Source organism: Dyella soli (assembly GCF_054482295.1).
This window is the reverse complement of sequence record NZ_JBTFFU010000001.1, coordinates 1,460,197-1,477,583: the sequence shown is the minus strand read 5'-3', so window position 1 is coordinate 1,477,583 and position 17,387 is coordinate 1,460,197. Positions and strand designations below refer to the sequence as shown.

At 67.6% G+C, this 17,387-nt stretch carries 17 protein-coding genes; 9 read left to right on the top strand and 8 right to left on the bottom strand.

The window, feature by feature from the left end:
• The first annotated feature begins 107 nt into the window (after positions 1-107).
• The 4 genes from ACXU4B_RS06795 to ACXU4B_RS06780 all read left to right on the top strand — a co-directional run bounded on the left by ACXU4B_RS06795 (position 108) and on the right by ACXU4B_RS06780 (position 3,250).
• On the top strand, positions 108-875 hold the full coding sequence (locus ACXU4B_RS06795) for a class I SAM-dependent methyltransferase (protein WP_131408944.1): 768 nt from the start codon (positions 108-110) through the stop codon (positions 873-875).
• Complete coding sequence (locus ACXU4B_RS06790; protein WP_458910852.1) at positions 829-1,092, top strand: oxidoreductase-like domain-containing protein; 264 nt, start codon at positions 829-831, stop codon at positions 1,090-1,092. The genes ACXU4B_RS06795 and ACXU4B_RS06790 overlap by 47 nt, the downstream gene beginning before the upstream one ends.
• A 124-nt stretch (positions 1,093-1,216) precedes the next feature.
• On the top strand, positions 1,217-2,029 hold the full coding sequence (locus ACXU4B_RS06785) for a creatininase family protein (protein ID WP_131408940.1): 813 nt from the start codon (positions 1,217-1,219) through the stop codon (positions 2,027-2,029).
• Positions 2,030-2,074: 45 nt separating this feature from the next.
• Entirely contained in the window at positions 2,075-3,250 is a 1,176-nt protein-coding gene (locus ACXU4B_RS06780; RefSeq protein WP_131408938.1) for a YVTN family beta-propeller repeat protein, read from the top strand.
• Between the two features lie 166 nt (positions 3,251-3,416).
• Here ACXU4B_RS06780 and ACXU4B_RS06775 read toward each other — a convergent pair whose 3' ends face one another.
• Positions 3,417-3,836 carry an RcnB family protein gene (locus ACXU4B_RS06775; RefSeq protein WP_131408936.1) on the bottom strand — a complete coding sequence of 140 codons (420 nt, stop codon included), beginning with the start codon at positions 3,834-3,836 and terminating at the stop codon, positions 3,417-3,419.
• A 261-nt stretch (positions 3,837-4,097) separates the two neighbouring features.
• Between ACXU4B_RS06775 and ACXU4B_RS06770 the strand changes: the two genes are divergently transcribed.
• On the top strand, positions 4,098-5,096 hold the full coding sequence (locus tag ACXU4B_RS06770) for an LLM class flavin-dependent oxidoreductase (protein ID WP_131408934.1): 999 nt from the start codon (positions 4,098-4,100) through the stop codon (positions 5,094-5,096).
• 7 nt (positions 5,097-5,103) lie between these two features.
• On the opposite strand, the gene ACXU4B_RS06765 is transcribed toward ACXU4B_RS06770, so the two are convergent.
• From ACXU4B_RS06765 to ACXU4B_RS06740, 6 genes are all read right to left on the bottom strand, one after another.
• Positions 5,104-6,135, bottom strand: a complete 1,032-nt coding sequence (locus tag ACXU4B_RS06765) for an HDOD domain-containing protein (protein ID WP_131408932.1) — start codon at positions 6,133-6,135, stop codon at positions 5,104-5,106.
• 101 nt (positions 6,136-6,236) lie between these two features.
• The gene (locus tag ACXU4B_RS06760; RefSeq protein WP_131408930.1) at positions 6,237-7,499 is read right to left on the bottom strand and encodes a TIGR03862 family flavoprotein; all 1,263 of its coding nucleotides are present in this window, start codon (positions 7,497-7,499) and stop codon (positions 6,237-6,239) included.
• A gap of 10 nt (positions 7,500-7,509) precedes the next feature.
• Entirely contained in the window at positions 7,510-8,064 is a 555-nt protein-coding gene (locus ACXU4B_RS06755) for a YaeQ family protein (protein ID WP_131408929.1), read from the bottom strand.
• 81 nt (positions 8,065-8,145) lie between these two features.
• Positions 8,146-8,901, bottom strand: a complete 756-nt coding sequence (locus tag ACXU4B_RS06750; RefSeq protein ID WP_131408928.1) for a slipin family protein — start codon at positions 8,899-8,901, stop codon at positions 8,146-8,148.
• Positions 8,902-8,926: 25 nt separating this feature from the next.
• Positions 8,927-10,294 (bottom strand): NfeD family protein, encoded by a 1,368-nt coding sequence (locus tag ACXU4B_RS06745; protein ID WP_240734028.1) that lies wholly within the window; start codon positions 10,292-10,294, stop codon positions 8,927-8,929.
• A 132-nt stretch (positions 10,295-10,426) separates the two neighbouring features.
• A complete protein-coding gene (locus tag ACXU4B_RS06740; protein ID WP_240734027.1) occupies positions 10,427-12,397 on the bottom strand; it encodes a S1 family peptidase in 1,971 nt (656 codons plus the stop codon).
• A gap of 264 nt (positions 12,398-12,661) precedes the next feature.
• Here ACXU4B_RS06740 and ACXU4B_RS06735 point away from each other — a divergent pair, with 264 nt between their 5' ends.
• The 3 genes from ACXU4B_RS06735 to ACXU4B_RS06725 all read left to right on the top strand — a co-directional run bounded on the left by ACXU4B_RS06735 (position 12,662) and on the right by ACXU4B_RS06725 (position 15,380).
• Positions 12,662-13,537: a pseudouridine synthase gene (locus ACXU4B_RS06735; protein ID WP_131408925.1), complete on the top strand. Its 876-nt coding sequence runs from the start codon at positions 12,662-12,664 to the stop codon at positions 13,535-13,537.
• 65 nt (positions 13,538-13,602) lie between these two features.
• Positions 13,603-14,670: a class I SAM-dependent methyltransferase gene (locus ACXU4B_RS06730; protein ID WP_131408923.1), complete on the top strand. Its 1,068-nt coding sequence runs from the start codon at positions 13,603-13,605 to the stop codon at positions 14,668-14,670.
• A complete protein-coding gene (locus tag ACXU4B_RS06725) occupies positions 14,667-15,380 on the top strand; it encodes a pseudouridine synthase (RefSeq protein WP_131408921.1) in 714 nt (237 codons plus the stop codon). The genes ACXU4B_RS06730 and ACXU4B_RS06725 overlap by 4 nt, the downstream gene beginning before the upstream one ends.
• Before the next feature lie 21 nt (positions 15,381-15,401).
• Here ACXU4B_RS06725 and ACXU4B_RS06720 read toward each other — a convergent pair whose 3' ends face one another.
• Entirely contained in the window at positions 15,402-15,602 is a 201-nt protein-coding gene (locus ACXU4B_RS06720; RefSeq protein ID WP_131408919.1) for a hypothetical protein, read from the bottom strand.
• 224 nt (positions 15,603-15,826) lie between these two features.
• Between ACXU4B_RS06720 and ACXU4B_RS06715 the strand changes: the two genes are divergently transcribed.
• Positions 15,827-17,386, top strand: a complete 1,560-nt coding sequence (locus ACXU4B_RS06715; protein WP_131408917.1) for a protein adenylyltransferase SelO — start codon at positions 15,827-15,829, stop codon at positions 17,384-17,386.
• The last annotated feature ends 1 nt before the right edge of the window (position 17,387 follow it).

Sequence of the window (17,387 nt, the reverse complement as noted above, 5' to 3'; positions counted from 1 at the left end):
CGGCCGCCGCGCTTTTCCGGGACGCGACTCGTGCCGAAGGTCATGGCGCGGGTTACGCTGTAGGGGCGCACAATGGCGCCCCCACAACCCAGACCACGGAGTTCGTCATGCGTCCTACCGTTCTTGCAGTGCTGGTTGCCCTCGCTTTTCCTGTCACCGCGTCGCTGGCCGCATCACCAGCTTCGTCGGACGTCCCCGCGTATGTCACCTCGGCGGTCAACGATCCGGCGCGCAAGGACGACGCCGCCAACGACGCCCGCCGCAAGGTGGGCGAACTGGCCGCCTTCGCCCAGATCAAGCCCGGCCAGTCGGTCGTGGACCTGATCCCGGGCAGCGGCTACTTCACCCGCGTGTTCAGCGCCATCGTCGGGCCCAAGGGCCGCGTGTATGCGGTATGGCCCAATGAGTACGGCAAGGAGGCACAGTCGGACGTGCAGGCCTCCAAGGCGCTGGTGGCCAACCCGCACTACGCCAACGTGGGCGTACTGATGGTGGCGGCGAAGGAGTTCAAGACGCCCGAAAAGGTCGACGTCGTGTTCACCTCGCAGAACTACCACGACTATCCCGACAAGTTCATGGGCAATGTCGATCCGGTGGTGTTCGACAAGCAGGTGTTCGATTCGCTCAAGCCCGGCGGCGTCTTCGTGGTGGTAGACCACGTGGCCGAGGCGGGCTCGGGCATGCGCGACACCGACACGCTGCATCGCATCGATCCGGCCATCGTGAGAAAGCAGGTGGAGTCTGCGGGCTTTGTCTTCGACGGCGAAAGCGACGTGCTGCGCAATCCCGCTGATCCGCACAACATCAAGGTGTTCGACAAGTCGATCCGTGGCCATACCGACCAGTTCGTCTACCGTTTCCGCAAGCCCGGATGATCGTTTGACCGATTCGCATCAGCCCGACGTCACGGAGGGCGCGCCTGCGCCCTCCGCTGACCCGCCACCCACACGCCCCCAGCCGCCCGACGATGGTGACTGCTGTGGCCAGGGCTGCGTCCCCTGCATCTTCGACCTGTATGACGAGGCCATGGGTCGCTATCGCGAGGAACTGGCGGCGTGGAAGCAGCGGCATCCGGGACCGTCGGCGGACTGAACAGGCCGTGCCTTCGGTCTCGTTGTTTGCGTCCATATGCGGCAAGCTATGCCGTCGTGCTCCCGAGTGGACGGCCATGCGGGCCATCTCCGGCGGCACACCGCTAGTCGAAAGGATTTCCCGGATGCATAAGCAGGCCCTGCGGGCACTTGCATGTGCCATGTTGCTGGCGGTGTTGCCGGCATCGTGGGCGCAGGCGCCGAAAACCGTCCTGCTCGAGGACCTCACCTGGACGGAAGTGCGCGACCAGGTCCAGGCGGGCAAGACCACCATCATCATTCCCATCGGCGGTACCGAGCAGAGCGGGCCGGGCATCGCCGTGGGCAAGCACAACGCGCGCGCGGCCTTCCTGGCGCGGAAGATCGCCGAGCGGCTGGGCAATGCGCTGGTGGCGCCGGTGGTGGCCTATGTCCCCGAAGGCGGTTATGCCCCGCCTGCCTCGCATATGCGTTTTCCGGGCACGATCACGATCCCCGATGCCGTGTTCGAGCAACTGCTGGAATCGGCCGCGCAGAGCTTTGCCGTGCACGGCTTCCGCAACATCGTCCTGCTCGGCGACCATGGCGGCTACCAGCAAGACCTGGCCCGGGTCGCCGGGCGCCTGAACAAGGCATGGGGCGGCAAGGCCCGCGCCATCGTGCCACCCGAATACTACGCCAGCGCGTCGGACGGCTATGCGCAGATGCTGCGCCAGCGCGGCTTCCGCGACGATGAAATCGGCACCCATGCGGGACTGGCCGATACCTCGTTGCAGCTGGCGGTGGCGCCGCAGATGGTCCGGCTCGAGCAACTGCAGCGCGCTCCCAGGCTGGGTCCGTCCGATGGCGTGTATGGCGGCGACCCGCGCCGCGCCTCGGCTGATCTCGGTCAGCTGGGCATCAATGCTATCGTGTCAAATACCGTCGACGCCCTGAAGAAAGACACACAGGGACGCTAATCCCCCCGGGGGCAACCCCTGACTTCCCACCTACGTTGCATGACCATGGCCATTCCCAACTCCCCACGCTCATCCCGTCTGTTCCGCCTGGCATCGTTTGCGCTCACCGCGGCGTGCATCGGCGGCACCGCCCTGGCGGCCTCGGCCGTCACCACGGTTCCCGGCATGCCGCCGGTGGTCAACCCGGCCAACATGTACAGCGAGGCCGGGCTCAACCACCTCAGTGCGGCCGTGGCGAACGACCTGCCGCGAATCTATGTGCCGAACCTGCGCTCGAACGATGTCTACGTGATCGATCCGGCGACCTACAAGGTCGTGGACAAGTTCAAGGTGGGCGAGAGCCCGCAGCACGTGGTGCCGTCGTGGGACCTGCGTACGCTGTGGGTCACCAACAACGCCGAGCGCAAGACCACCGGCAGCCTGACGCCGATCGATCCGAGGACCGGCAAGCCCGGCGCGAATGTCGCCGTCGATGACCCGTACAACATGTACTTCACGCCCGACGGCAAGGAAGCGATCGTGGTGGTGGAGGCGCATGCGCGCCTGGACTTCCGCGACGCGCACAGCATGGCCATGCATTCGAGCCTGCAGGCGCCCGACTGCAAGGGCATCAACCACGCCGAATTCGCCATCGACGGCAGCTATGCCATCTTCACCTGCGAATTCACCGGCAAGCTGGTCAAGATCGACTTCGTGAAGCGCCAGGTGGTGGGCTACCTGGACCTGGCCAAGCACGGCATGCCGCAGGACATTCGCGCCTCTCCTGATGGCAAGACCTTCTTCGTCGCCGACATGATGGCCGACGGCGTCTACCTGATCGACGGCAAGAGTTTCACGCAGGTCGGCTTCATCAAGACCGGCGTGGGCACGCATGGTCTGTATCCGAGCCGCGATGGCACCAGGCTCTATGTCGCCAACCGCGGATCCAACAAGATCCACGGTCCGCGCAAGGGCAAGGGCAGCGTGTCGGTGATCGATTTCGCCACGCAGAAAGTTGTGGCCAACTGGCCGATCCCCGGTGGCGGCAGCCCGGACATGGGCAACGTCAGCGCGGACGGCAAGACGCTGTGGCTGTCGGGTCGCTTCGACGACGTCGTCTATGCCATCGACACCGCCTCGGGGCAGGTCCGTTCCATCAACGTCGGCCAGGAGCCGCATGGCCTCACCGTGTGGCCGCAGCCAGGACGCTATTCGCTGGGCCACACCGGCATCATGCGCTGATCGCGTACTGAAGCCTTCGCTGGCGCCGGGACAGCCCACCATGCGCGGTTGACGCCAGTCGCCGTGCGTGGGTCGCCCGCCTGGCCCGCCAACCGCATCATTCCATTGCCGGGAACTGCCCGCGCGCACCGGGCAGGTGCGGCGGGCAGCCGGCCGTGCGTCAACCTCAGTGGTTCAGCGCGATGTCGATCACGAGGCCGGTGGCGATCGCAGTGAGGATCAGCTGGCCATCGTCATCGCGCACCCAGCGGTAACCCGGCTCCGGGCGACGCACGTGATAGCGCTCGTAGTCGACCACGACATACTCGCGACCGTAGTAGCGGTCGGGCAGGCGTTCGCCGCGACGGTAGGCGTGCTTTTCCCAGCCCCGGTGATTGCCGTTGTCGTGGCGGTACTCGTCGTGGTCGCCGTGGCCGTGCTTGTCATCATGGTCGTGCCAGTCGCGGTCATGGTCATGGTCGCGGTCATGGTCGCGATCGTGGTCGTCCCAGTGTTCATGTTCATGGTCTTGCACGGGGCCGGCGAGCGCCACGGCGCTGCCGCCGAGCAGGGCGACCGATAGGGCGAGGATAAACAGGCGCTTCATCAAACCTCCGGTAAGGAAAATGCACGGGCGGAAGCGACCCGCCGCAGATGGCGGGCGCTTCGTTGGGCGACGCAAGCTTACGCGGCCTTCACGCGAAAAATTTGCGCCCCGTCAACATTTGTCGCGAAACGGCGTGGTCGCACCGCGGCTCGTGCGTGGCGTTCAGCCAGTTCGAAGGAATTTGCACCACCCGCGATGGCGCCACGGTGGCATTTCGCCCGGGCGCCCCCACCTTGCTGACTTCCCCGCCGAGGACGCCGCATGATTCCGTTTTCCGTTCTGGACCTGGCCCCTGTCACCGAAGGCAGCAACGCGGCCCAGGCGTTTGCCCATACGCTGGACCTGGCGCGTCGCGCCGAACAGTTGGGCTATACGCGCTACTGGCTGGCCGAACACCACAACATGCCGGGCATCGCCAGTGCGGCGACGGCGGTGCTGATCGGTCACGTGGCCGGCGGCACCTCGACCATCCGGGTGGGGGCGGGCGGCATCATGCTGCCGAACCATGCGCCGCTGCAGGTGGCGGAACAGTTCGGCACGCTGGCCTCGCTGTATCCGGGGCGCATCGACCTGGGACTGGGGCGTGCGCCGGGGACCGACCAGGCGACGGCGCGGGCGCTGCGACGCTACTTCGACAGTGCGGAGGCCTTTCCGCAGGACGTAACGGAACTGCTTGCCTACTTCGAGCCGGCCACGCCGGAGCAGCCGGTGCGGGCCGTACCGGGCGCCGGCATCGAGGTACCGGTGTGGCTGCTCGGATCGAGTCTTTTCAGCGCCAGGCTGGCGGCGGCCATGGGCCTGCCGTTCGCCTTCGCTTCGCATTTCGCGCCCGACGCGATGGACGAGGCGCTGGCGCTGTACCGCCGCGATTTCCGCCCGTCGGCGCGCCTGCAGGCGCCTTACGCCATGCTGGGTGTCAACGTGGTGGCCGCCGGCAGCGATGCCGAAGCGCGGCGGTTGTTCACCACCCAGCAGCAGAGCTTCATCAATCTTCGCCGGGGCCGGCCGGGGCTGATCCCGGCGCCCATCGACGATATCGAAAACTACTGGACGCCCACCGAGAAATTCGGCGTGGAGAGTGCGCTGGCCTGCGCGATCGTGGGCGGGGCGGACACGGTGAAGCAGGGCATCGAGGCGTTCGTCGCACGGCATCGTCCCGACGAGCTGCTGGTGACCGCCAACGTGTTCGACCACGAGGCGCGCTGCCGCTCATTCGCGATGGTGGCCGAGGCCAGGGCGCGCATCGCCGCGAATCAGTGAGGCCGGTTCAGGGCGCGGCGAAGTTCTTCTGCAGGTCCTGCCGGCAGCGATGGAGCAGCATTGACGGGAACTGGGTGATCGAGCCGTCGGTGTAATCGGCTTCGCCGTCGACCAGGCCGTTTTCTGCCAGCAACTGGCACATGGCCAGGCGCTGCGCCGCATGCAGCACGCGGCTCATCGGCAGCGTCAGGTTGGCATGGTCGGCTTCGGCGTGCTCGGTCAACGCGTCCAGCACCAGCGGCGGCAAGTCCCAGTGACGGCCGACCTGCACGGTGAGGTGGGTGGCGATCCTGGCGCATCCAGCGATGAAGGCTGGCGAGCAGGCCGCCAGGCTGCCGCTCGCTTCCCGATCAAGCAGGCGTGCCACGGCGCCGACCCCGCTGTAACCGACCAGGCCCGCCAGATAGGCCTCGAACGGATCGCACTGGCCCTTGCTGAGAAAAACGGCGGCATGTGCGCAGCGCTCGGCGTGTTCCCATAGCCGCTGCCCCACGATCTGCCCCCGGGCGCCTGCGCTGGCCACCAGGATCGGTTTCATCACGTAGACCGACACCACATGGCGCAGGCCGATCTGGCCGAGCAGCACCACGGCGTGCTGCAGGCTGCCGACCGGATGGGCGGTGCGGTAGGTCACGCTGCCGGTGACGCGCATCACCTCGCCGACCAGCACCGGATCACGGCGGATCAGGTTGGCCAGTTGCGCGCCGTTGAGGTTGTCGCTCTTCATCGCACGCATCAGCTGCGGCAGCACGGACGGCATGCGCGGCAGGCTGCGCACGTCGAAGCGGCCGCTGTCGCACAGCTCGCGCAGGCGCTGCAGCACGGCCTGTTCGTGGGCCAGGTTCGCCTCGTCGCTGGTGCTCGCTGGCAGGTTCAGGATGAAGCGATGAAAGCGCTCCTCGATCTCGTCGCCCGACACGCTGCCGTGCGCGGCGGGAACGGGCGCGGGCGCGCCGGGCTTGCCCGACGCAGGCTCGCGCGGCGCCTGTGGTACAGGCGTGCGTTCGCGTGCGAAGAACCGCCACCAGTTGCCCGTCATCGTGCTTCCCGCTCCCACGTCAGTCCCGCCTTCGCTCCGCTTCTGTATCGGCGGGTGGCGGAAAAGATGTAGCGCGGTCCGGCGATCCTGCGACGCGAGCCTCAGCCCGCAGGCTGCGCCTGCAAGTGCTTGATCCGGCTGGCGGCGGCCAGGCCCGCGCGACGTCCGCTGGCGAAGCAGGCGGTGAACAGGTAGCCGCCGGTCGGTGCTTCCCAGTCGAGCATCTCGCCGGCGCAGAACGTACCGGGCACGGCCGTGAGCATCATCTGCTGGTCCAGCGCTTCCAGGCGCACGCCGCCGGCGCTGCTGATGGCCTCTTCGATCGGGCGCGCCTTTTCCAGCCGCAGCGGCAGGCGCTTGATGGTGCGCGCGAGGGTGTCAGTGTCGTGGAACTGCTCGCGGGTGAGCACTTCGTGCAGCAAGGCCGCCTTCACGCCGGTCAGGCCGGTCTGCCGGCGCAGGTGGTCGCTCATCGAATGGCTGCCGCGGGGTCGCGCCAGATCGCGGCACAGGCGCTCCAGCGTGCGGTCGGGAGCGAGGTCGAGCGCGAGCCTGGCTTCGCCGTGCGCGGCGATGGCGTCGCGCAGCGGGCCGGAGAACGCGTAGATCAGACTGCCTTCGATGCCGGTGGCGGTGATCACGCACTCGCCCTGGCGCGCATGCTCGGTGCCGGCGGCATCGCGAAAATGGATCGACACGGGCTTGAGCGGCGCCCCGGCGTGGCGGCCGGCGATGTGCTCGCTCCAGCCGATGTCGAAGCCGCAGTTGGCCGGCACCAGCGGCGTCATGGCCACGCCACGCGCGGCCAGCCAGGTTTGCCAGGCGCCATCGGAACCCAGTTGTGGCCAGCTGCCGCCACCCAGCGCCAGCACCACGGCGTCGGCCCGGATGGCGAGCTCGCCCGCGGGCGTGGCCATGCGCAGCGAGCCGTCGTCGTTCCAGCCCGTCCAGCGGTGATGCACATGGAAGCGCACGCCACTCTCGCGCAGGCGATGGACCCAGCCGCGCAACAGCGGGGCGGCCTTCAGATCATGCGGGAAGACCCGGCCCGAGGTGCCCACGAACGTCTCCACGCCGAGGCCGCGGGCCCAGGCGCGCACCGCGTCGGCATCGAAATCGTCAAGCCACTGGCCGACTTCCGGCGCGCGTGCGCCGTAGCGCTGCACGAAATCGGCCCTGGCTTCGCCGTGGGTGAGGTTCATGCCGCCTTTGCCGGCGATGAGGAACTTGCGCCCGACCGAGCCCTTCGCCTCGTAGAGATCCACCTCCACACCGGCGTTGCGCGCGACTTCCGCCGCCATCAGTCCGGCGGGACCTCCGCCGATGATGACCAGGCCGGGGTGGTTGGACGACGCCGAAGGCATGCGCGGGCCGTCAGTTCGCCTGGGCGGCGGTCATGCGGCGCTGCGGCTCGACCGACACGCTGGTGGTCTCGCTCATCACCTGCAACTGGCCATCCTGGATCAGGCATTGCAGGCGCATGCCGCGCTCGGACATCGCCGCCAGCATGTCCACCGTCTCGGATGCGATGTCCAGCACGGTGAGGTTGCGGTTGCGACTGAGCGAGCCGGCGATCTTCTCCCACCAGATGTCGGCGCCGCGGCCGCTGTAGTTGATCACCACGACCTGCTGCGAACGCCCGCAGGCCTTGCGGATGCGCGCCTCGTCGGGCTGGCCCAGTTCGATCCACTGTTCGATCTCGCCGGTGTACGCCTTGCGCCACAAGGCCGGCTCGTCCTCGTCGCTGAGGCCCTTGCCGAACTCGAGCCGGTCATCGGCATACAGGGCGAACGCCAGCAGTCGCACCATCAGCCGCTCTGCCGTTTCGGAGGGATGCCGGGCGACCGTCAGCGCATGGGTGGCGTAGTAGTGCCGGTCCATGTCGCTGACCTGGAGCTCGGCCTTGTAGATGGTGGCGTTGAGGGCCATGGGAATGCCTGCGCAAGGTAGCCGCCCATTGTACGCGTCCGCGGCACCCCGCCGCCTGCCGGGCCTTCCGCCGGGCGGCCCTCAGGCCCGGGGCAGGGCGTCCAGCAAGGGCTTGAGCAGGTCGATGGGCAGGGGGAAGACGATGGTGGATGCCTTGCCGCTGTTGGACATGTCGGCCATGGTCTGCATGTAGCGCAACTGCAGGGCCTGCGGTTGCTGCGACAGGGTGGCGGCGGCATCGCGCAGCTTTGCGGCGGCCTGCAGCTCGCCGTCGGCGTGGATCACCTTGGCGCGGCGTTCGCGCTCGGCTTCGGCCTGGCGGGCGATGGCGCGCACCATGGTCTCGTTGAGGTCCACGTCCTTGATCTCGACATTGCTGACCTTGATGCCCCAGGGGTCGGTGGCCTCGTCGAGCACCTGTTGCAGGCTGTGATTGATCGATTCGCGCTGCGAGAGGATGTCGTCCAGCTCGTGCTGGCCCAGCACCGAGCGCAAGCGCGTCTGCGCGAGCTGGCTGGTGGCCTGGAAGAAGTCGGCGACCTGCAGGATCGACTTGTCCGGCTCCACCACGCGGAAATACACCACGGCGTTGACGCGCACCGACACGTTGTCGCGCGAGATCACGTCCTGTGGCGGCACGTCCATCACGGTGACGCGAAGGTCCACGCGCATCATGCGTTGCACGATGGGCACCAGGATCACCAGTCCCGGCCCCTTGGTGCCGGTATAGCGACCCAGCGTCAGCACTACGCCGCGCTGGTATTCGGGCAGCACCTTGATCGACAGGAACAGCAGCGCCGCCACCCAGATCACGATCACACCGAGGAAACCGAACATGAGCTTCTCCTTTGCCATCCGGTGATCAGGCCGCCGTTACCCGCAGCAACAGGCCGTCCCGACCCACGACACGCACGCGCGCACCGGCCGGCAGGGCCGATTCGCAGCGCACGCGCCATTGTTCGCCACCAATGCGCGCCCAGCTTTCACCGCCGGCCGTCACCCCGTGCAGCAATTCGCCGGTGCCGCGCAGCAGCTGGGCGTCGCCGTTGAACGGGCGCGTCCGCCGCGATCGCGTCACCTGGCGCAGCAGCAGGGCCAGCAGCGCCGCCGCGGAAAAGGCGATGCCGCCGATCACGCCCAGGTTCACTGCATAGCCCGGCACGCCGGTGTTGAACAGCATGATCGAGCCGATGACGAAGGCGACCACGCCGCCGATGCCGATGGCGCCGACCGAGGGCGCCAGTAATTCGGCCAGCACCAGCGCGATGCCCAGCGCCATCAGGGCCAGGCCGGCGTAATTGACCGGCAGCAGCTGCAGCGCATACAGGCCGATCAGCAGGCAGATCGCGCCGGCGATGCCCGGCAGCAGCACGCCGGGATGGAACGCCTCGAGCACCAGCCCGTAAACGCCGGCCAGCAGGAGCATGTAGGCGATGGTCGGGTGCGTCACGATGCCCAGCAGGTGCGTGCGCCAGTTGGGGGCATAGTCGCGCACCGGCAGGCCGGCCACGTGCAGGGTGATGTCGTTGCCGGCCACGTGCACGCGGTGGCCTTCGGCGCTGCGCAGCAGCGCATCGGTATCGGCGGCGACGAAGTCGATCACGTGCTTCTGCAGCGCTTCGTCCGCGGTCAGCGTGGCGGCGCCGCGCACGGCCTGCTCGGCCCATTCGGCATTGCGGCCGTTGAGCTGCGCCAGCGTGCGGATTGAGGCGATCGCATCGTTGAGTACCTTGGTCGCTTCCGCATCGCTTTCGGGTCGCGGCGTGCTGCCGGCAGGCGCCGGCGTGTTGCCCAGCGGCAGGGGCGCGGCGTCGCCCAGCGGCACTGGGGTGGCCGCGCCGACGTGGGTCGCCGGGGCCATGGCGGCTATCTGGCAGGCATAGAGGATGTACGTGCCGGCGGATGCTGCCCGAGCGCCACCTGGCGCCACGTAACCGAGCACCGGCTGCTTCGACGCCAGGATGCTGGCGATGATCGTGCGCATCGCGTCGGACAGTCCGCCTGGCGTATCCATCCGCAACACGACGGCGGTGGCGCCGTCGCGCTGGGCGCGGGCCAGCGTTTCGTCCACGTATTCGGCCGCGGCGGGGCCGATCGGTCCGGTCAATTCCATGCGCACCACGAAGCCCGTGGCACGCGGGCCCCCGACAGCGGCCGGTCCGGCCACTGCAGACAAGGCGAGCGCCAGGACGAGCAGGGCGCTTGCCATCGTCCCGAGCCATCGCTGCATGCGCGCCTCCCGGTGGTGGCGGCATTACATTGCACCAGCGAATGTTGCGGCGACGTTTAAACGTGGGCGGCAAGGACCGCTTCCGGGCCCCTTCCCCCGCAGGGAAGGGGCCCGCCCCGCCCGTGGCGGGGATCAGTGCTCGTTGATCTGCAGCTTCTGCAGCAGCAGGTTGAGCTTGCCCTTCATGGCGTCTTCGGGGCGCGGCCCGTCCACGCCGTAGAACGCCGTATAGAGCACATCGGGCCTGGCCTCGGCCGAGACCCTGGTGCCGCCGACCGTGCCGATATAGGTCATGTCGTTCTCGCTGTACGGCACACCATCGTCCGGATGGTCGCGACGCACGACCTTGCCCCAGTAGTTGCGATAGCTGTCGTCGAGGTCGTCCGACGGTGCGACGTGGCGGTTGAAGCTGATCTCTTCGGCATTGTCGATATTGGACTTCACGACCACGTTGGAAACATCCCACACCACCTTGCCGTGATCCTCGAAGTAGGACATGCCCAGCACGAGCTGGCTGTCCTTGTCGATCTTCTGCAGCTCGGGCGTATAGGCGAATCCGATGCGCCGGGACTGGTAGTGGAAGTTGTTGCCGTAGTCGAAGCCGATGGCGATGTTCGACAGCGTCGCGGGCAGCAGTTCGGTGTTGCCGAGGTAGTCCTTCCACTGCGCCAGCGTGCCGCTGTAGGACACATAGACGAAATCGGCGAGCGCCTTGAGGTCATTCACCTCCTCATGCTCGCTCTTGGCTGGCACGACGCGTACCATCGCCGCGTAGCCATCGGGTACCGGCAGCATGAAGGCGATGAGGATGGAGTTGTCGTACGCCATCGGCCACACGCGCACCTGCCAGCGGCGCTGGTAGGCGTCTACGTGCATGTGCTCCTCGGTGGGCTTGCCTAGCGAGGTCACCTTGACCTGTTCGGAACCGACGCGGCGCTGCAACGGCGCGCCCTGGAGCACCAGGTCCATGAACAGCTTCGAGTCGCCGTAGAGCTGCCGGCTCGGGATGTCGTCGGGCTTGCGCAGGCGAAACATCACCTGGTTGCCGATGGCGGCCTTCGACACATAGCCGTTATGGGGCAGGTTGCCCTTGCTTTCGCTGGCGGCCGAAACCACCCAGGTGCCGTTGCTGTTGCGATGGAGCAGCGACGGGAACGGATTGAGGCTGGAGCCACCGTGCAGGAGGCGGCTGGAACCGGCGCCGTGGGGGAACATGGTGCTCGCGTTTTCCGCCAGCAGGTCGTGCAGCTGCTGGTCGGCGTTGGCGTTGTAGAGCTTCTGGTACGCGGCGCTGAAATCAGCAAAGCTCCTGGGCAGCGGGAACTCGCCCTTGAACGCGCCCGAGTGCTTGCTGTCGATCACGTCCAGCTGGTAAAGCTCGCGGGTGTCGATGACGGCGAGGTTGGCCGGCGCATGCAACACCAGCTCGATCGGCAGTGCGTAGTTGAGGTTTTCGTCGGGTGACTTCATCAGCACGACGCCGATGATCTTGCCGTCCTTGTCGAGCAACGGGCCGCCACTGTTGCCCGGCGACGCGGCGGCGGAAAAGCGCATCCACTGCCAGCGGCCGTTTTCCTCCTCCGGCGTCTGCGAGGTATACAGGCCGTCGCGGATCACCACGCCGGTGCCCAGGGCGTTGCCCACGGCATAGACCACGTCGTTCATCGCCGGATGCGTGTTGACCTCCAGCGGGGCGACCTTGGGCGGGTTCTTCAGGGTGAACTCGACGAAATCCTCCTGCAGCGAGTAGCGCGTGATCTTGTCGATGGCGTAGACGTGCCCGCTCGCGTCGCGCACCGCGGGCTCGCCCATCAGGCTGTCGATGCCCAGCGACAGCACGTGGCCGGCGGTGACATAGCGGTTGTCGCCCAGCGCAAAGGCGGTGCCCACGGAGTAGTACTTGTCGTTGCGCAGCTGGAACGGCAGTTGGTCGAGCGGCAACGGCCTCTCATACGTGAGCGTGTCGTTCACCGGCTTGGGGATCACCACTTCGAAGGTGGCGGCCTGCACCTTGGGCAGCACGGCCGGGTCGAGGGTGGCGGCATGCATCGCCGGTGCGACCAGCAGGGTGATCCAGGCCATCCATGCCAAGGGCGCGGGCACCCGCCGCGATCTCCCGGGCTGTTGCCGCGCACGCTCAGTCCGCTTGTCCATCTCCTGCCCCCGTCAGCGTTTCACGACGCCGGCTGGCGTCACCGTCGGGCTGGCGCCCGGTCATGGCTGGAGTGTAGCCAAGGCAGCGCGTCACGAAACGGGGGGTGGCACCGATATCGCCCGGATGCCTCCACCGATCAGTGCCAGGCCAGCGCATGTCACAAAAAGGCCAGACAGGCTCTAAGCTGGGGCCCTGCCGTCACGGAGTCGCGCATGCCCAGCCCCGCCGCCAGTACCTTGCAGTTGCCGCCGGGCGATTGGGCGACGGTGCTGGATGGCCTGTGCGCTCAGTTTTCGCAGATCGGGCGCGAACGCTGGGTGGACCGCTTCGCGCGTGGGCGTGTGCAGGACGAGGCCGGCCAGCCGCTGGCCGCGGACGCGCCGTATCGCGTCGGCCTGTGCGTGCGCTATTTCCGCGAGGTCGAGGACGAGCCGACGATCCCGTTCCACGAGACCTTGCTGCACGTCGACGCGCACCTGGTGGTCGTCGACAAGCCGCACTACCTGCCGGTGACGCCTGCCGGCAGCTTCGTGCAGCAGACCGTGCTGGCGCGGCTGACCCGCACGCTGGACAACCCCGAGCTGGTGCCGCTGCATCGCATCGACCGGCATACGGCGGGGCTGGTGCTGTTTTCCGCCAGCCGGGACAGCCGCGCCGCCTACCAGGCGCTGTTTCGCGAACGCGGCATCGACAAGCTGTACCAGGCCTGGGCCCCGGCGCTGCCGGCGCTCGACTGGCCGTGTGTCCGCCGCTCGCGCATCGTGGCGGGCGAGCCCTTTTTCCGCATGCAGGAAGTCGACGGGCAGGCCAACAGCGAAACGCGCATCGACGTGCTCGAGCGTGCGGGCCGGCACTGGCGCTACCAGTTGCAGCCGATCACCGGCCGCAAACACCAGCTGCGCGTGCACATGGCTGGCCTGGGCGCGCCGATCCTGCACGATCCGTTCTATCCGGAACTGAGCGGGCCGGCGGCCGATGACTATGCGCGGCCACTGCAGCTGCTGGCGCAGTCGCTGTCGTTCATTGATCCGCTCAGCGGCAAGCCGCGCCAGTTCCGCAGCGAGCGCGAGTTGTTGCCGCCCGATTGAAGGCACCGGCGCGCGGGCGCGGCTAAAATGCCGGTTCCCTCGCTGACGTGGATGTGTCGCGCGTAATGGCTGCCGTATTCAACGCCGCTGCTTCGGATGCAGCGCTGGAAGCGCTTTTCGTACCCTTCGACGTGGGCCAGCTGCGCTTGCCCGCGGACGGGCGCGTGTTGTTCCTGCGCGCGCGCGACGGCTTCCGGCTGCGCGAGATGGCGGGCGCGGGCTGGACCTGCGAACAGAGCTTCCGGCCCTTCGCCGATGCCCTGGAACGTAGCGGCATGCGCGTCGCCACGCCGGACCTCGACGCGTGCTTTCCGCTGGTACTGGTGTTGCCGCCGCGCCAGCGCGACGAGGCGCGCGCGCTGTTTGCCCACGCGGTGCGCCGGGCGATGCCCGGCGGCGTAGTGCTGGCGGCGATGCCCAATGCCGAAGGCGCCCGCTCCGGCGAATCGGATCTGGCGCGACTGGCCGGACCGCTGCAGCAGCTTTCCAAGCACAAGTGCCGCGTGTTCTGGACGCAGCCGCTGGGCGATGGCGTCGAGCATGCCTTGCTGGACGAATGGCTCGCCCTCGATGCGCCGCGCCGCAACGCCGCCGGTTACATGAGCCGGCCGGGGTTGTTTGCCTGGGACCGGGTGGACACGGCCTCCGCCTTGCTGGCCGCGCACCTGCCTGCCGACCTTGCCGGTGCGGTGGCCGATCTGGGTGCAGGCTATGGCTACCTGTCCGCCCAGGTGATGGCGCGCTGCCCTGGCGCAACCTGCATCGACCTGTATGAAGCCGAAGCGCGCGCGTTCGAGCCGGCGCGGCTCAACCTGGCGCAGGCGCAGCGCGAGTGTGGCCGTGAGGTGCCGTTCTCGCTGCACTGGCATGATGTCGCCGAGGGCTTGCCGAGGCGTTACGACGCCATCGTCAGCAACCCGCCGTTTCACCAGGGGCGCGCGGATCTTCCCGAACTGGGTCGCGCCTTCATCGATACCGCCGCCAACGCATTGCTGCCGCACGGCCGCCTGTGGCTGGTGGCCAATCGCCATTTGCCCTACGAGTCCACGCTCGCGGCACGTTTCAATCAGGTACGCACCGTGACGGTGGCAGAGGGATTCAAGGTGATCGAGGCAAACGGGGTGCGCGCATGAAACTGGTCAAGCTGATCGCCAATCTTGGTTATGGCAGTCGCAAGGACGTGGCGCTGATGTTTCGCGAAGGGCGCATCACCGACCCGGACGGCGAGGTGCTCTACGCGGACGACAAAGTGTCGCCCGAGCACATTCGCATCGACGACGAACCGCTGGATCCGCCGGCAGGCCTGGCGCTGATGATGAACAAGCCGCTGGGTGCCACCTGTTCGCGCAAGGACCAGGGCCGCGTGGTGTACGACCTGCTGCCGCCACGCTATCGCCTGCGCGATCCGGCGCTGTCGACCGTGGGCCGGCTTGATCGTGATACCTCGGGGCTGCTGCTGTTCACCGATGACGGCGCCTTGCTGCACCGGATCATTTCGCCGCGCGCGAACGTGGCCAAGGTATACGAGGCCACGCTGGCACACGACCTGCGGGGCGACGAGGGCGAACTGTTCGCCAGCGGCAGCATGATGCTCGAATCGGAAACGGAGCCGCTGGCGCCCGCCGAGCTGGAAGTGCTGGGGCCCCGGCTTGCGCGGTTGACGCTGACCGAAGGGCGTTATCACCAGGTGCGGCGGATGTTCGCCGCGGTCGGCAATCACGTGGAGGCGCTGACACGCGTCTCGGTGGGCGCACTGACCCTGGGCGACCTCGCGCCCGGGAAGTGGCGCGCGCTTGACCCGGACGACATCACGCGGATCTTTGCCGGTCCCGCCAGCCCCTGAGGCTGGCCATGGCCGCCGACCTCAGTCGGGCAGCTGCTCGCGCTGGCGGGCCAGTTCGTCTTCCCGCCGCGAGTGCGCGCCGGGTTGCCAGGACACGAGCTGGAAGTGGCTCTCGTCCCGGGTCTGGTGGTTGGAAGCGTCCTGCGGGTCCCTATGGGCGAGCATCCCTGCTACCAGCTGCATCCCGCGCTCGATGGCGGAACGGGTCAGTAGCAATTGCATGATTGGACTCCCGGCTACCCCTGCGCAGCCGTTCGAGGTCACTCTAACCATCCTCACGGGCAATACACAAATGCCAAAAGGAACTGAATTTCAACGAAGGATTCACGCAAGTCACTGTTTATCTTCACAATCATGAATGGCTGTCACCCTTGCCGTGCCCTGGCTCGCGCCTGGCGGGCCCGGGTATAGGCTGACAGCCGCGGCGACATGGGACTGGGCAACGCATGCATCACCTGCGATTCGACAATGCCTTTGTGCGCGGCCTTCCCGGCGACCCGGAGCAGGGGACGCGCCAGCGACAGGTGCTCGGGGCACTCTATTCACGCGTGGATCCGACGCCGGTCGCCGCGCCGCGCCTGGTCGCCTATTCACGCGAAATGGCCCAGGCGCTGGGGCTGGGCGAGGCGGACGTGGCCAGTGCCGAATTTGCCGCGGTGTTTGGCGGCAACGCGCAGCTGGAAGGCATGCAACCGTATGCGGCCAATTACGGTGGGCACCAGTTCGGCGTGTGGGCCGACCAACTCGGCGACGGTCGCGCCATATCGCTGGGCGAAGTGCTGGGCAGCGACGGCCTGCGCTGGGAACTGCAGCTCAAGGGCGCCGGGCGCACGCCTTATTCGCGTGGCGCCGATGGTCGCGCGGTGCTGCGTTCATCCATTCGCGAATTCCTCTGCAGCGAGGCGATGCACCACCTGGGCGTGCCGACCACGCGCGCACTGAGCCTGGTGATGACCGGCGATACGGTAGTGCGCGACATGTTCTATGACGGCCATCCGGAGGCGGAGCCCGGCGCCATCGTGTGCCGCGTCGCGCCGTCCTTCATCCGTTTCGGCAACTTCGAATTGCCTGCAGCGCGCGGCGATGTCGCCCTGCTGCAACAGCTTGTCGATTTCACCATCGCGCGCGATTTCCCGGAGCTGCGCGGGGAGGGCGAAGCGCTCTACGCCGAATGGTTCGGCCAGGTGTGCGAGCGCACGGCCGTCATGGTGGCGCACTGGATGCGTGTGGGTTTCGTGCACGGGGTGATGAACACCGACAACATGTCCATTCTCGGCCTCACCATCGACTACGGCCCGTACGGGTGGGTCGACAATTTTGATCGCGAATGGACGCCCAACACCACCGACGCCGGGCGCCGCCGCTACCGCTTCGGCCAGCAACCCAATGTCGCATGGTGGAACCTGTCGCGACTGGCGATGGCGCTGTCGCCGCTGTTCAGCGGCACCGAGCCGCTGCAGGCCGGACTGGACCGCTATGCGGACGTCTATGCCGGCGCCGATCGGCTCACCATTGCGGCCAAGCTCGGCCTGGCCGAGTGCCGGGACGACGACGTGGAACTGATGCGCGACCTGTATGCGCTGCTGGAACAGGCGGAGGTCGACATGACGCTGTTCTTCCGCACGCTGACGGAGGTCGACCTGCACGCCGTGTCGCTCACGCCGCTGCATGCGGCCTTCTACGACGAGGCCCTGCGTGCGGCGGCCGAACCGGCTTTCCTGGCGTGGCTGGCGCGATACGCGGCACGCGTGGCCGACGACCCGTTGAGCGATGACCAGCGGCGTGCCCGCATGCGCGCCGCCAATCCGCGCTACGTGATGCGCAACTATCTGGCGCAGGAAGCCATCGACCGCGCCACGGCCGGCGATGACGCAGGCATCCACGAACTGCTGGAGGTGATGCGCCGTCCTTACGACGATCAGCCCGGGCGCGAACACTATGCGCAGAAGCGTCCCGACTGGGCGCGCCAGAAGGCGGGCTGCTCCATGCTTTCCTGCAGTTCCTAGG

Excerpts from the sequence above, each read along its gene's own strand:
- ACXU4B_RS06795 (WP_131408944.1), top strand. The coding sequence starts at position 108 with ATGCGTCCTACCGTTCTTGCAGTGCTGGTTGCCCTCGCTTTTCCTGTC.
- ACXU4B_RS06785 (WP_131408940.1), top strand. The coding sequence starts at position 1,217 with ATGCATAAGCAGGCCCTGCGGGCACTTGCATGTGCCATGTTGCTGGCG.
- ACXU4B_RS06780 (WP_131408938.1), top strand. The coding sequence starts at position 2,075 with ATGGCCATTCCCAACTCCCCACGCTCATCCCGTCTGTTCCGCCTGGCA.
- ACXU4B_RS06775 (WP_131408936.1), bottom strand. The coding sequence starts at position 3,836 with ATGAAGCGCCTGTTTATCCTCGCCCTATCGGTCGCCCTGCTCGGCGGC.
- ACXU4B_RS06770 (WP_131408934.1), top strand. The coding sequence starts at position 4,098 with ATGATTCCGTTTTCCGTTCTGGACCTGGCCCCTGTCACCGAAGGCAGC.
- ACXU4B_RS06765 (WP_131408932.1), bottom strand. The coding sequence starts at position 6,135 with ATGACGGGCAACTGGTGGCGGTTCTTCGCACGCGAACGCACGCCTGTA.
- ACXU4B_RS06760 (WP_131408930.1), bottom strand. The coding sequence starts at position 7,499 with ATGCCTTCGGCGTCGTCCAACCACCCCGGCCTGGTCATCATCGGCGGA.
- ACXU4B_RS06755 (WP_131408929.1), bottom strand. The coding sequence starts at position 8,064 with ATGGCCCTCAACGCCACCATCTACAAGGCCGAGCTCCAGGTCAGCGAC.
- ACXU4B_RS06750 (WP_131408928.1), bottom strand. The coding sequence starts at position 8,901 with ATGTTCGGTTTCCTCGGTGTGATCGTGATCTGGGTGGCGGCGCTGCTG.
- ACXU4B_RS06745 (WP_240734028.1), bottom strand. The coding sequence starts at position 10,294 with ATGCAGCGATGGCTCGGGACGATGGCAAGCGCCCTGCTCGTCCTGGCG.
- ACXU4B_RS06735 (WP_131408925.1), top strand. The coding sequence starts at position 12,662 with ATGCCCAGCCCCGCCGCCAGTACCTTGCAGTTGCCGCCGGGCGATTGG.
- ACXU4B_RS06730 (WP_131408923.1), top strand. The coding sequence starts at position 13,603 with ATGGCTGCCGTATTCAACGCCGCTGCTTCGGATGCAGCGCTGGAAGCG.
- ACXU4B_RS06725 (WP_131408921.1), top strand. The coding sequence starts at position 14,667 with ATGAAACTGGTCAAGCTGATCGCCAATCTTGGTTATGGCAGTCGCAAG.
- ACXU4B_RS06720 (WP_131408919.1), bottom strand. The coding sequence starts at position 15,602 with ATGCAATTGCTACTGACCCGTTCCGCCATCGAGCGCGGGATGCAGCTG.
- ACXU4B_RS06715 (WP_131408917.1), top strand. The coding sequence starts at position 15,827 with ATGCATCACCTGCGATTCGACAATGCCTTTGTGCGCGGCCTTCCCGGC.